Origin of the sequence: Streptomyces sp. NPDC087420 (assembly GCF_044744165.1) — a bacterium.
GTDB lineage: Bacteria > Actinomycetota > Actinomycetes > Streptomycetales > Streptomycetaceae > Streptomyces.
Window position 1 is genome coordinate 298,089 of record NZ_JBIUXU010000008.1, and the last position, 13,274, is coordinate 311,362.

A 13,274-nucleotide genomic window follows, 5' to 3' on the forward strand; every position below is an offset into this window, starting at 1 on the left:
TGGACATCCGCACCGATCAAGCCATCTGGGGAAGGTGTCATGACTGCATACGTCGACGGAGTGCCTGAGAAATTCGCGACGCTCGGGCTGACATACGACGACGTGCTGCTGCTGCCGGGCGCCTCGGAGGTCCTGCCGAACCAGGTGGACACCTCGTCCCTGGTCTCCCGCAACGTCCGTGTGAACATCCCGCTGCTCTCCGCCGCCATGGACAAGGTCACCGAGGCCCGCATGGCGATCGCCATGGCGCGGCAGGGCGGCGTCGGCGTGCTGCACCGCAACCTGTCCATCGCCGACCAGGCCAACCAGGTCGACCTGGTCAAGCGCTCCGAGTCCGGCATGGTCACCGACCCCATCACGGTGCACCCCGACGCGACGCTGGCCGAGGCCGACCAGCTCTGCGCCAAGTTCCGGATCAGCGGCGTCCCGGTCACCGACCGCGCGGGCAAGCTGCTCGGCATCGTCACCAACCGCGACATGGCCTTCGAGTCAGACCGCGGCCGCCAGGTGCGCGAAGTCATGACCCCCATGCCGCTCGTCACCGGCAAGGTCGGCATCTCCGGCGTAGATGCCATGCATCTGCTGCGGCGCCACAAGATCGAAAAGCTGCCGCTGGTCGACGACGCGGGCATCCTCAAGGGCCTCATCACGGTCAAGGACTTCGTCAAGGCGGAGAAGTACCCGAACGCGGCGAAGGACGGCGAGGGCCGGCTGCTCGTCGGCGCCGCCGTCGGTGCCAGCCCCGAGGCGCTGGAGCGCTCGCAGGCGCTGGTCGCGGCCGGGGTCGACTTCCTGGTCGTGGACACCTCGCACGGCCACAACAGCAACGCGCTCAGCTGGATGTCCAAGATCAAGTCGAGCGTCCCGGTGGACGTCATCGGCGGGAACGTCGCCACGCGCGACGGCGCGCAGGCGCTGATCGACGCGGGGGTGGACGGCGTCAAGGTAGGCGTGGGCCCCGGTTCGATCTGTACGACACGCGTGGTCGCCGGTATCGGCGTCCCGCAGGTCACGGCGATCTACGAGGCCGCGGTGGTCTGCCGCGCGGCGGGCATCCCGGTCATCGGCGACGGCGGCCTCCAGTACTCGGGCGACATCGGCAAGGCGCTGGCCGCCGGTGCCTCCACCGTCATGCTGGGCAGCCTCCTCGCGGGCTGCGAGGAGTCCCCGGGCGAGCTCCAGTTCATCAACGGCAAGCAGTTCAAGTCGTACCGCGGCATGGGTTCGCTCGGTGCGATGCAGTCGCGCGGCCAGGGCCGTTCGTACTCGAAGGACCGCTACTTCCAGGGCGACGTGTCGGCGGACGACAAGCTGGTGCCCGAGGGCATCGAGGGCCAGGTGCCGTTCCGCGGCCCGCTCGGCGCGGTGCTGCACCAGCTGATCGGCGGGCTGCGGCAGACCATGGGGTACGTCGGCGCGGCCTCCATCGACGAGATGGAGCACAAGGGCCGGTTCGTACGGATCACCGCGGCGGGCCTCAAGGAGAGCCACCCGCACGACATCCAGATGACCGTCGAGGCGCCGAACTACAACCAGCACTGATCATTGAGCGTGTCCCTGAGGGGCGGGTCCGGTTCCGGACCCGCCCCTCACGGGTGCGTCGGGGATACTGGACCGGCAGACGTAGAGGGAAAGGCCACACATCGTGACTGAGATCGAGATCGGGCGCGGCAAGCGCGGCCGCAGGGCGTACGCGTTCGACGACATCGCCGTCGTCCCGAGCCGGCGCACCCGGGACCCGAAGGAGGTCTCGATCGCCTGGCAGATCGACGCCTACCGGTTCGAGCTGCCGTTCCTGGCCGCTCCGATGGACTCCATCGTCTCCCCGGCGACGGCGATCCGGATCGGTGAGATGGGCGGCCTGGGGGTGCTCAACCTGGAAGGCCTGTGGACCCGTTACGAGGACCCGCAGCCGCTGCTCGACGAGATCGCGGAGCTGGAGGAGGCGACCGCGAACCGCCGGCTCCAGGAGATCTACGCCGAGCCGATCAAGGAAGAGCTGATCGGCCGGCGCATCAAGGAGGTGCGGGACTCCGGGGTGGTCACGGCCGCCGCGCTCTCGCCGCAGCGCACCGCGCAGTTCTCCAAGGCCGTGGTGGACGCCGGGGTCGACATCTTCGTCATCCGCGGTACGACGGTCTCCGCCGAGCACGTCTCGGGCGCGGCCGAGCCGCTGAACCTCAAGCAGTTCATCTACGAGCTGGACGTCCCCGTCATCGTGGGGGGCTGCGCCACGTACACGGCGGCGCTGCACCTGATGCGTACGGGCGCGGCGGGGGTGCTGGTCGGCTTCGGCGGCGGCGCCGCGCACACCACCCGTAACGTGCTGGGCATCCAGGTTCCGATGGCGACGGCCGTGGCGGACGTCGCGGCGGCGCGGCGGGACTACATGGACGAGTCCGGCGGCCGGTACGTGCACGTCATCGCGGACGGCGGGGTCGGCTGGTCCGGCGACCTGCCCAAGGCGATCGCGTGCGGCGCGGACTCGGTGATGATCGGCTCCCCGCTGGCGCGCGCGTCGGACGCGCCGGGCAAGGGCCACCACTGGGGCATGGAGGCCGTCCACGAGGACGTGCCGCGCGGCAAGCTGGTGGACCTGGGGATCGTCGGGAGTACGGAGGAGGTCCTGACGGGCCCCTCGCACAGCCCGGACGGGTCGATGAACTTCTTCGGCGCGCTGAAGCGGGCGATGGCGACGACGGGGTACAGCGAACTCAAGGAGTTCCAGCGCGTCGAGGTGGCGGTGGGGGACTCGCAGCACCGCCGTTGAGGCGTCCGCCGGGGCCGTACGACCAGACGACCGGATGAAGGGGCTTGCCCGGACCGATCTCTCGGTCCGGGCAAGCCCCTTTTCGTCGTACGTCCTTAGGAGGCGGCCTTCTTGGCGCCCGAGAACGCCGCGAAGGCGGCGATCGCGAAGAAGAGGAAACTCACGGGGTCCGCGTCTTCCTTCCACGCCTCGGTCAGCAGACCGAAGTGGTCCAGGAGGACCTCCGTCGTGCCGAGGTTGACCTCCTTGGCGAGGAGGATCGCGAGACCGAAGATCTGGCCGAGGTAGACGGCGCCCAGGGACAGGGCGGCGGCGGCGACAGGCAGGACCGGGTTGGGGCCGCCGACCTTGCCGGCGGCGAGGCCCACGAGGTAGCCGACGCCGATGGCGAGGAAGCCGATCTCGCGCTCGATGGCCCCGACGATCCCCCCGTAGACACCGGCGGCGACCAGAGCGGCGCCCAGGGCGGCCGCGAGGCCGAGGCCCACGTTGTTCCGCACGGGCGGCGGCGGGGCGAACGGCGCCTGCGGGACGGCGCCTTCGGCGAACGGATTGCCGGGTGGCGGAACGGACTGGCTCATGGTGAGAATCCCCCCAGGGAAGTGTCGTGCGCATGACGTGCACACAATGGCCCTGGACAGTAGCAGTCAGGTCCGACACTCCCCCGGCCTTTTGAGAGCCGGTACGCGGCCTCCGCTCGGGTTCAGATACCGAGGTAGTGGCTCACCGCGTGCTCCACCTGGGCCAGTTCGTACCTGTCCAGGTAATGCACGGGGTCGCCGTGGATGAAGCTGACGTCGATCGTACGGATCTGGTCGACGAGGAAGCGGGTCGACGTGCCCGCGATGTCCAGCTCCGGGCGGAAGATCGCGGGTTGGGCACTGGTCGAGGTCGGGACGATGGTGGCCACGCTCCAGGGCATGGCGCTGGGGCTGAGGACCAGGCCGTACCGCCTGCCGCGCTGCTCGTGGCCGCGCTTGGCGTTGCCCAGGTCCACCCGGTACACGGCGCCCCGGATCACCAGGCGTTCTCGTCAGAGACGTCCTCGTCGGACAGCCGCTCGGCGTCGGCCTGCGCCTGGGTGAGCCACGCTTCCCGCTCCAGGAGGCGCAGCGCGCGGCGGATGACGTCACTGGTGCGCTCGCCTTCGCGCATCGCGGTACGGATGATGCGTTCGTCCTCGGCTGTGGGCCGGAACCCAATGGTCGCTGCCATGGTGTCGACTCTACGGCCCGGCCAAGCGCCTGTGCAACAATTGTTTTACGCCGTGGAAGTCGTTGCTGAGGGTCACAGCCGGTATGCCGCCCCCGCCGGGCTCGCCCCCCGGGTGTCCAGGAGCAATTGCGCCTTCACCGCGAGGCCCTGGAGGTCGTACGTGCGGTGGTGCTGGAGCAGGACCGTCAGGTCCGCGTTGGCCGCCGCCTCGTAGAGCGAGTCCGCGCGCGGGACCGGGACGTCCCGTACGCGCCAGTCGGGGACGTACGGGTCGTGGTAGCTGACCGCCGCGCCCAGGTCCATCAGGCGGCAGGCGATCTCGGTGGCCGGTGAGCTCTCCTGGTCGGCCAGGTCCGGCTTGTAGGTGACGCCCAGGAGCAGCACGCGCGCGCCGCGCGCGGACTTGCCGTGTTCGTTCAGGAGGGTGGCGGAGCGCTGGATGACGTACTGCGGCATCCGCGTGTTGATCTCCTGGGCCAGGCCCACCATCCGCAAGGGGTGGCCGGGGGTACGGCCCGCGTGCGGGAGGTAGCTGGGGTCCATCGGCACGCCGTGGCCGCCGACGCCGGGTCCCGGGCGGAACGCCTGGAAGCCGAAGGGCTTGGTCTCGGCGCAGCGGATGACGTCCCAGAGGTCGACGCCGAGGTCGTGGCAGAGCACGGCCATCTCGTTGACCAGGGCGATGTTGACGTGCCGGAAGTTCGTTTCGAGGAGTTTGACGGTCTCGGCCTCGCGCGGACCTCGGGCCCGGACGACCTTGTCGGTGAGGCGTCCGTAGAAGGCGGCGGCCGATTCGGTGCAGGCGGGGGTGAGGCCGCCGATGACCTTGGGTGTGTTGGCGTAGCCGTGGGTGCGGTTGCCCGGGTCGATCCGGCCGGGGGAGTACGCGAGGTGGAAGTCGCGTCCGGCGCGGAGCCCCGAGCCCTCTTCCAGGACGGAGCGCAGGAAGCCCTCGGTCGTGCCGGGCGCGGCGGGGGACTCCAGCAGCACGGTGGTGTTGGGGCGCAGCCGGGGCGCCAGGGCGCGGGCCGCGTCGCCGATGGCGGTGAGGTCCGGGGTGCGGTCCGCCCCGAGGGGGGTGGGCGCGCAGATGACGGCGGTACGGACCCGGCCCAGCTCGGTCGGGTTCGTGGTCGGCCGGAAGCCCCCCGAGAGCATCCGGCGGATGTCGGAGGCGCTCAGCGAGCCCTCGACCGGGGGGTGGCCCGCCGCGAGCCGCGCGACGGGCGTGGGGTCGGTGTCGTAGCCGATGGTGTCGATCCCGGCGGCTACGGCGGCCTGGGCGAGGGGCAGGCCGAGATGGCCGAGTCCGATGACGGCGAGATCTGCGGGCATGGCGGTGGCCGCCCTTCCCTTAACCGGAGTGGACAGTGAACGCAACCCGTGTGGACAGAACGGGCAGGCGCACTGTCAGACTAGGCGTAAATATGACCGATATGCGGCATTGCGGGGCCCGGGAGTGCCGGGTTTTCCGGGGAGCCGTGTGGCCGTCGGCCGGCGTTGTCCACAGGCGGTGGCTGAAGTCCTGGTCTGCGGACAGAATCGATCTGTGGGCCCGGTACCGCCGGGCGCGCGGTCCGACCACGCGGGGGACGACGGGAGGCAGCGGTGAAAACAGCGACACTGGGACCTGCGGAGCGCGCCCAGGCGCTCGCGACGATGGCCGAACGCGAGCTGGACGTGCTGGTGGTGGGCGCGGGGGTGGTCGGAGCGGGGACCGCGCTGGACGCGGCGACCCGCGGTCTGTCGACCGGCCTCGTCGAGGCCCGGGACTGGGCGTCCGGCACCTCCAGCCGGTCGAGCAAGCTGATCCACGGCGGCCTGCGCTATCTGGAGATGCTCGACTTCGGCCTGGTACGGGAAGCGCTCAAGGAGCGCGGGCTGCTGCTGGAGAAGCTGGCGCCCCACCTGGTCAAGCCGGTGGCCTTCCTCTACCCGTTGCAGCACAAGGGCTGGGAGCGGCTGTACGCGGGCTCGGGCGTCGCGCTGTACGACGCGATGTCCGTGTCGTCCGGGCACGGCAGGGGCCTGCCGACCCACCGTCACCTCTCCCGCCGGCACGCGCTGCGGGTGGCGCCCTGTCTCAAGAAGGACGCGCTGGTGGGGGCGTTGCAGTACTACGACGCGCAGATGGACGACGCGCGGTACGTGGCGACCCTGGTCCGTACGGCGGCGACGTACGGCGCGCAGGTCGCCAGCCGGGCCCGCGTCGTCGGCTTCCTGCGCGAGGGCGAGCGGGTCGTCGGCGCGCGGGTGCGGGACGTGGAGGGCGGCGGGGAGTACGAGATCCGCGCCAAGCAGGTGGTGAACGCGACCGGGGTGTGGACGGACGACACCCAGGCGCTGATCGCCGAGCGCGGGCAGTTCCACGTCCGCGCGTCCAAGGGCATCCACCTGGTCGTGCCCAAGGACCGCATCCACTCCTCGACGGGCCTGATCCTGCGCACGGAGAAGTCGGTGCTGTTCGTCATCCCGTGGGGGCGCCACTGGATCGTGGGCACCACCGACACCGACTGGGACCTGGACAAGGCCCATCCGGCGGCCTCCAGCGCCGACATCGACTATGTGCTCGAACACGTGAACGCGGTGCTGCGGACCCCGCTCACCAGGGACGACGTCCAGGGCGTGTACGCGGGCCTGCGCCCGCTGCTCGCCGGTGAGTCGGACGCGACGAGCAAGCTCTCGCGCGAGCACACGGTCGCGCACCCGGTGCCGGGCATGGTCGTCGTGGCCGGCGGCAAGTACACGACGTACCGGGTGATGGCGAAGGACGCCGTGGACGAGGCGGTGCACGGTCTCGACCAGCGGGTGGCGGAGTGCGTCACGGAGGACGTGCCGCTGCTCGGGGCGGAGGGATACCACGCGCTGTGGAACGCGCGCGCGAGGATCGCCGCGCGCAGCGGCCTCCACGTCGTCCGGGTCGAGCACCTCCTGAACCGGTACGGCACGCTCACCGAGGAGTTGTTGGAGCTGATCGCCGCGGACCCCGGTCTGGGCGAGCCGCTGACCGGCGCCGAGGACTATCTGCGGGCCGAGGTCGTCTACGCCGCCTCCCACGAGGGGGCGCGCCATCTCGACGACGTCCTGACCCGGCGGACCCGGATCTCCATCGAGACGTTCGACCGGGGCACGCGCAGCGCGCGGGAGTGCGCCGAGCTGATGGCGCCGGTCCTCGGCTGGGACAAGGACCGGGTGGAGCGGGAGGTCGAGCACTACGAGAAGCGGGTGGAGGCGGAGCGGGAGTCGCAGCGGCAGCCTGACGACCTGACGGCGGACGCGGCGCGGCTGGGCGCTCCGGACATCGTGCCGATCTAGACGGTGTCCTGGGGAGTCCGGTGGAGCGGACGGAACTGAGGGAACGTCCGTTCCGCCCTCGAACAAGGCTCTGACCTGCCGGGTGATCAATGCAGCCGGGGGTAGTGGCATGGTGTGGGTCCCTCACCGTGTCCTTCCCCCGGTGGACGGCGGACCCGGGATCAGTGGTGGTCCCGGAGTGAGGGACAATGAAGGCTCTGCCAGGGCGCGTTACGGCATCGCGTGTGCGGGTGGCAGCCGCGGGCCGGGATCAGGGATCGCAGAGGGGACGCATGTCGGAGGCGGAGCAGTCGCGGGACACGGCGCAGGAGCCCCAGCGGGACGAGACCGAGCGGGACGAGGCTGGTCGGGACGAGGCTGGTCGGGACGCGGAGAAGAGCGCCGACGGGGCCCCCGAGGGGCGCCTGCTCGCGGGCAGGTACCGGCTCGGCGCCGTCCTCGGGCGCGGCGGCATGGGCACGGTCTGGCGCGCGCTCGACGAGATGCTCGGCCGTACGGTCGCGGTGAAGGAGCTGCGTTTCCCCACCAGCATCGACGACGACGAGAAGCGGCGGCTCATCACGCGCACCCTGCGTGAGGCCAAGGCGATCGCCCGGATCCGCAACAGCGGCGCGGTCACCGTGTTCGACGTCGTGGACGAGGACGACCGCCCCTGGATCGTCATGGAGCTGGTCGAGGGCAAGTCCCTCGCCGAGGCCGTCCGCGAGGACGGTCTGCTGCCGCCCCGGCGCGCCGCCGAGGTGGGACTCGCCATCCTCGACGTGCTGCGCTCCGCCCACCGCGAGGGCATCCTGCACCGCGACGTGAAGCCGTCGAACGTGCTGATCGCCGAGGACGGGCGGGTGGTCCTCACCGACTTCGGCATCGCGCAGGTCGAGGGAGACCCCTCGGTCACCTCGACGGGCATGCTCGTCGGCGCCCCCTCGTACATCTCGCCCGAGCGCGCCCGTGGCCACAAGCCGGGGCCCGCCGCCGACCTCTGGTCGCTCGGCGGTCTGCTGTACGCGTCGGTCGAGGGCAGCCCGCCGTACGACAAGGGCTCGGCGATCGCCACCCTCACCGCGGTGATGACCGAGCCGCTGGATCCGCCCAAGCACGCCGGTCCGCTGACGGACGTCATCTACGGCCTGCTCGACAAGGACCCCGAGCGGCGGCTGGACGACAGCGGCGCGCGGGCGCTGCTCCAGGCCATCGTGGACGCGCCCGAGCGCCCCGTGGAGCCCGAACCGGGCGCCGAGGCCACCCGGGTGGTCCCGCTGCCGCCCGTGCCGGGCCGGGAGAAGCAGTCCAAGCAGTCCAAGCAGGCCGGACTGGCCGGCGCCGCGGGAGAGGCGTCGGGCGCACGCGGCGGGCTGCGCTCCACCGTACGAAGCGCGTCGGCGGGTCTCGGACCCGCCCCCGTGCCCGCCGCCGCGCCGCTCGCCCCGTCGCGGCCCGCCCCGCCGCGTGCCTCGCTCACCGACGTGGTGCCCCGGCGCACGCTGATCATCATCGGGATCGTCGCCGTGCTCGCCGTCCTGGGCACGATCCTGGCCGTCTCCCTGGGCGGCGGCCCCGACGGCGGTACGGACCAGGGCAAGGACGGCGCCGCCTCCTCCGCCGGGGCCGCGTCCGGCGACGGCGCCACCGGCGACGACGGCAAGGACACCGGCCAGGACCAGAGCGCGGAGCCGAACGGCGGGAACACGGCCGACACGAAGCCCTCCGGGGACACGGCCGACTCCGCCGGTTCCTCGGACGGCAAGGGCGGCGAGGGCGACAACGGCGGCTCGGAGGACAACTCCGGCTCGTCGGACGGCGGCAAGGACAGCAACAAGGGCAAGGGCGGCGGCGGGGAGATACCGGGCGGATACGTGACGGTCACGGACACCCAGTTCCACTTCACGATGGCGATGCCCAAGGGGTTCAAGAAGCAGTCCATCGCGGGGGAGAACTCCGGCGGGAAGTACAGCCTCGTCAGGGACGGCCTCCCGCGCGTCCAGGTCGACTACACCAGCAGCCCCGGCGCCGACGCCAAGGCCGCGTGGGTCCAGCAGCGCCAGGCGATCCGGGGCGGGATCTCGGGCTACCAGGACCTCGGCATCGAGAACGTCTCGTACAACGGCTATCCGACGGTCGCCGACTGGCAGTGGCGCGAGACGGTGAACGGCCAGCGGATACGGGTCCTCAACCGGGGCTTCAAGGTCGACGGCGGCCACGGGTACGCGATCCTGATCCGCTGCAAGGACAGCGAATGGGACGGCGCGGAGTGCAGGACGCTCCGTGAGACGGCTTTCAAGACCTTCAAGCCGAAGGACTGACGGGCCGCCAGGCGGGCAATCTCTCTTGGAGCAGCACGTTCGTGGTGTCAAGGCGGCCTGTTCGGCCTGCGGGATCAAAACGTTCCCGTACGGGTTGCCGCGACCCTGCGGCGCGTTTGCCCGCGGCCACGTATCGTGAGAGGTCGCGAACCGTACGCATCCACAATGAGCCGGTAAACGACCGGAATTGGCGGTTTCGTGGGTCTCCGAGACCGTTCGCGGGTCTCCGGGACCGGGAGACGGCACGTGTGTGGGGAGGCGCTGTGGACGACTACGCGGGACGGGTGCTGGCCGACCGCTATCGCCTTCCCCTGCCACCGTCGGACGAGTACGAACTCGCCGAGACCCGCGCCTTCGACACGTACAGCGGCCAGGAAGTCCTGGTGCGGCAGGTGCCGTTGCCGGAGGTCGTGGAGGCGGAGGTCATCGACGCGGACGGCGGCGCGGCGCCCCGGCGCGCCTCGGGGCGGGAGCCGCGCAGGCCGACCGACCCGGCGGTGCGGCGGGCCATCGAGGCCGCGCAGAGCGCCGCGCAGATCCCCGACCACCCCCGTCTCGACCAGGTCTTCGACGTGTTCGCCGAGTCCGGGTCGCTCTGGATCGTCAGTGAACTGATCGCCGCGCGCCCGCTGGCCGCGCTGCTCGCCGAAAGGCCCCTCAACCCGTACCGGGCGGCGGAGATCGCCGCCGACGTGCTCACGGCGGTACGGGTGCTCCACGGCCACGGCTGGACCCACCGCAACATCACCGCGCGCACGGTGCTCGTCTGCGACGACGGGCGGGTGGTGCTGACCGGGCTCGCGGCGGGCGCGGCGGAAGAGGCCCTCTGCGGGTACGCGCCGGTGCCGACGGCGCCCGGCGTGCCGGGCATGCCGGTCCCGCCGGAGCCCGCCGGGGAACAGCCAGGCGCGCCCTGGGAGGCCGGGCACGACACGCGGACCGAGGATCCCCCGGCGCACGAGGTGCCCGGTCCCGATCCCCAGGATCCCGAGCCGGCGGATCCCGGGCCCGTGGGTCCCGGATTGCCGGGGCTCCCGCGCTCGGAGCAGGAACAGTCCGGTTACGGGTACGGCGCGGTGGCCCCCGAGCTGCCGGGGCAGACGGCCGGGGTGCCGTACGGCGGGTCCTCCGGGACGTCCGGTGCGATGCCACGGCCCCAGCACGGCACGCCGGGGATACCGGCGCCCTACGGAGGCCAGCCGGCGCTTCCCGGCGGCAGCGCGTCCGGAGACATCCGCGCGGCGCGGGCGGGCGCGATCGCCGCGTACCGCGCGGGAGCGCGGGCGGCGGCCCGCGTCACGGAGGAGCAGCAGCGCGCGGCCGACACGGGCCCCGTGCCCGTCGCCGTGCCGAGGCAGCCGGGCGGCGACGGCCCCGGCCAGGACTGGTGGGCGCAGCCGCCGCGCACGGACGAGCGCTACCGCGCGGACGCGGGCGCCGCCGTCGCCGACAGCGACGACTACGCCTCCGACGACGAGGACGACAACGACGACCCGCCCCCGCCGTACCGCGCGGAGCTGGCGGGCACCTGGCGCGACGGCCCGTCTCCCTGGAACGATTCCTCGGGCTCGATCCCGGCGGGCGGCGGCAGCCCGTACGGCCCCCACTCGACGGGCCCCTTCGGCCCGGGCACACCGAGCGGCCGCGCGGGCGGCCCTGGCGCGGACCCGGCGTCCGGGGACGGACGCGACGGGCGCGACGGATCGTACGGGTCCGGTGGCGACGGAGCCCGGCAGTTGCCCGGCGGCAGCCGGCCCGCGCTGCCCGCCGGTGGCAGTGGTACGCCGGGTGTGGCCATGGCGCGCGGCGGGGACTCGCCGTACACCGGTCCCGGCAGCGGGAGCTGGCAGCCCAGCGGGGCCCGCGACGCGCTGCGGGCCGACGCCCAGCGGCACTCCCCGCACCTCCCCGCCGTCACCGGCCAGGCCGCCGCCGGGCGGTGGGACGACGTCGTGGCGAGCGGTTCCGTACCGGCGTACCGAGGCCCCGCCACCCCCCTCGCCGCCGAGCGGGCCCGTCAGGCGCGGATCGCCATCGTCGGCGCCGTCACCGAGCGCTGGGCCCCCGAGCAGGCCGGGCCCGTACACGAGAACTGGCAACTCGCCCCGCCCATCGGCCCCTCCACCGACCTCTGGGCGCTCGGCGCGCTCCTGTACCGCGCGGTGCAGGGCCACGCCCCGTACCCGGAGGAGAGCGCCGTCGAGCTGGTCCAGCTCGTCGTCGCCGAGCCGCCCGCCTTCGCCGAGGAGTGCGGCCCGCTGCGCCCCGTCGTCGAGTCGCTGCTCCGTCAGGACCCCACGGAGCGGCCGGACTTCGAGGAGCTGCGCGGCTGGCTGCGCTCGCTCGTACGGTCCGCGCCGGAGCCGGAAGCGGGTCTGGACGTCGTACAGGTGCCGTCCGTGGACGCCAAACTGCCCATCAAGCGCCGCCGGGGCGAGCTGGTGCGCAGGCGCCGCGGCGGGCTGACCGGCGGGCGTCACCGGCACAAGAAGGGCAAGGAGCGCGCGGCGAAGGACGGCGGCAGGTCCGCCGTCGCGCCCGAGCAGCGTGACGAGTCCCGGCAGGAGCAGCCGGAGAGCCGGTACGAGAGCGACGGCTACCAGAACGAGCGCCACAGCGAGCGGCAGAACGAGCGCCAGAGCGGCCGGCTCCAGAACGACCCGTACCGCAACGAACGCCCGCAGTTCGTCCGGCAGCAGTTCGACCGCGAGGAGTACGAGACAGAGGAGCTGTACGACCGGTCGTCGCGCTCCTCGCGCGGGCCCGGGAACCGCACGCCCCGTTCCCTCGGCCGCACCCTGCTCCTCCTGATACTGCTCCTGCTCGTCGGCGCCGTCGTCTTCGCCGTGATGTTCATGCCCAAGGCCGACCCGCAGCAGGGACAGCGGGGACAGAGCGTCGGCGAGGCGAGCACCACCCCCTCCGCCGGGGCGCCCTCGCTGGACCCGCGGCCGTCCGGCACGGACAACTCCGGTACGGAGAAGGCGGATCCGCCCCCGAAGAAGACGACGCCCCCCGCCTCGGGCCCCGCCGTCGATCTCGCCAAGGGTTACGCCCTGCGCAAGGACCCCGAGGGCTTCCAGATCGCCGTCGGGGAGAACTGGCAGCGCCGCCCCATCAACGACAGCGGCCAGGTCCGTTACGTCGGCGGCGACTTCACGCTGATCGTCGTCCCCGGCCGGGACTCCGTCGCGGACAACGGCGCCGACCCGATGGTCTACCAGCGCGAGAAGGAACGGGAACTCCAGCCCTTCCGCGACTCCTCCTGGTCCAGCGCCTCCGGGCTGCGGCGGATCGACGTCGGCCGGCAGGCCATGGCGGAGGGTCAGTTCACGTGGACGGACAACAACGGCCGTGAGGTGTACGTACGCAACCTCGCGGTGGTCATAGCGGGCCGCTACCACGTCATCCAGGTCATCGGCCCGGACAGCCAGCGGGACCGCGTCAGCGAGATGTACCAGCAGGCCACGTCCGCGTACCAGGTGACCGACTGAGCCCCACGGGTGCCGTGAAGAGGAGGCCGGACCGGCCGGCACGGCGCCCCTCGGGGCCTCCGGACCGGCCGACACGGCACCCCTCGGGGTCTCCGGACCGGCCGACACGGCACCCCTCAGGGCCTGTTGTCCACACCCGGCGCGCGGGCCCCCGGCGTCACAGTGTCGTCTCCGTCGGCC

General features: G+C 72.4%; 9 protein-coding genes. 5 read left to right on the forward strand and 4 right to left on the reverse strand.

Features of this window, described 5'->3' with window-relative positions; translation table 11 throughout:
* Positions 1-39: 39 nt before the first annotated feature.
* Both guaB and ACIO1C_RS18845 read left to right on the forward strand, forming a co-directional pair.
* Positions 40-1,542: an IMP dehydrogenase gene (gene guaB, locus ACIO1C_RS18840; protein WP_327234929.1), complete on the forward strand. Its 1,503-nt coding sequence runs from the start codon at positions 40-42 to the stop codon at positions 1,540-1,542.
* Between the two features lie 103 nt (positions 1,543-1,645).
* Positions 1,646-2,770, forward strand: a complete 1,125-nt coding sequence (locus tag ACIO1C_RS18845) for a GuaB3 family IMP dehydrogenase-related protein (protein ID WP_327234928.1) — start codon at positions 1,646-1,648, stop codon at positions 2,768-2,770.
* A gap of 95 nt (positions 2,771-2,865) precedes the next feature.
* Here the strand turns inward: ACIO1C_RS18845 and ACIO1C_RS18850 are convergent, their stop codons facing one another.
* The 4 genes from ACIO1C_RS18850 to ACIO1C_RS18865 all read right to left on the reverse strand — a co-directional run bounded on the left by ACIO1C_RS18850 (position 2,866) and on the right by ACIO1C_RS18865 (position 5,320).
* A complete protein-coding gene (locus tag ACIO1C_RS18850) occupies positions 2,866-3,351 on the reverse strand; it encodes a hypothetical protein (protein ID WP_401864736.1) in 486 nt (161 codons plus the stop codon).
* A gap of 122 nt (positions 3,352-3,473) precedes the next feature.
* Positions 3,474-3,791, reverse strand: a complete 318-nt coding sequence (locus ACIO1C_RS18855) for a type II toxin-antitoxin system PemK/MazF family toxin (RefSeq protein ID WP_401864739.1) — start codon at positions 3,789-3,791, stop codon at positions 3,474-3,476.
* Positions 3,788-3,985, reverse strand: coding sequence for a hypothetical protein (locus tag ACIO1C_RS18860; protein ID WP_401864741.1), 198 nt, complete (start codon positions 3,983-3,985; stop codon positions 3,788-3,790). The genes ACIO1C_RS18855 and ACIO1C_RS18860 overlap by 4 nt, the downstream gene beginning before the upstream one ends.
* 72 nt (positions 3,986-4,057) lie before the next feature.
* Positions 4,058-5,320, reverse strand: coding sequence for a nucleotide sugar dehydrogenase (locus tag ACIO1C_RS18865; RefSeq protein ID WP_401864743.1), 1,263 nt, complete (start codon positions 5,318-5,320; stop codon positions 4,058-4,060).
* Positions 5,321-5,593: 273 nt separating this feature from the next.
* On the opposite strand from ACIO1C_RS18865, the gene ACIO1C_RS18870 reads away from it, so the two are divergent.
* The 3 genes from ACIO1C_RS18870 (at position 5,594) to ACIO1C_RS18880 (ending at position 13,094) form a co-directional block, all read left to right on the forward strand.
* Positions 5,594-7,300, forward strand: coding sequence for a glycerol-3-phosphate dehydrogenase/oxidase (locus tag ACIO1C_RS18870; protein ID WP_401864746.1), 1,707 nt, complete (start codon positions 5,594-5,596; stop codon positions 7,298-7,300).
* Positions 7,301-7,572: 272 nt separating this feature from the next.
* Positions 7,573-9,600 carry a serine/threonine-protein kinase gene (locus ACIO1C_RS18875; protein WP_401864747.1) on the forward strand — a complete coding sequence of 676 codons (2,028 nt, stop codon included), beginning with the start codon at positions 7,573-7,575 and terminating at the stop codon, positions 9,598-9,600.
* Between the two features lie 263 nt (positions 9,601-9,863).
* A complete protein-coding gene (locus ACIO1C_RS18880; RefSeq protein ID WP_401864750.1) occupies positions 9,864-13,094 on the forward strand; it encodes a protein kinase in 3,231 nt (1,076 codons plus the stop codon).
* Positions 13,095-13,274 lie beyond the last annotated feature (180 nt).

Excerpts from the sequence above, each read along its gene's own strand:
- ACIO1C_RS18865 (WP_401864743.1), bottom strand. The coding sequence starts at position 5,320 with ATGCCCGCAGATCTCGCCGTCATCGGACTCGGCCATCTCGGCCTGCCC.
- guaB (WP_327234929.1), top strand. The coding sequence starts at position 40 with ATGACTGCATACGTCGACGGAGTGCCTGAGAAATTCGCGACGCTCGGG.
- ACIO1C_RS18850 (WP_401864736.1), bottom strand. The coding sequence starts at position 3,351 with ATGAGCCAGTCCGTTCCGCCACCCGGCAATCCGTTCGCCGAAGGCGCC.
- ACIO1C_RS18860 (WP_401864741.1), bottom strand. The coding sequence starts at position 3,985 with ATGGCAGCGACCATTGGGTTCCGGCCCACAGCCGAGGACGAACGCATC.
- ACIO1C_RS18875 (WP_401864747.1), top strand. The coding sequence starts at position 7,573 with ATGTCGGAGGCGGAGCAGTCGCGGGACACGGCGCAGGAGCCCCAGCGG.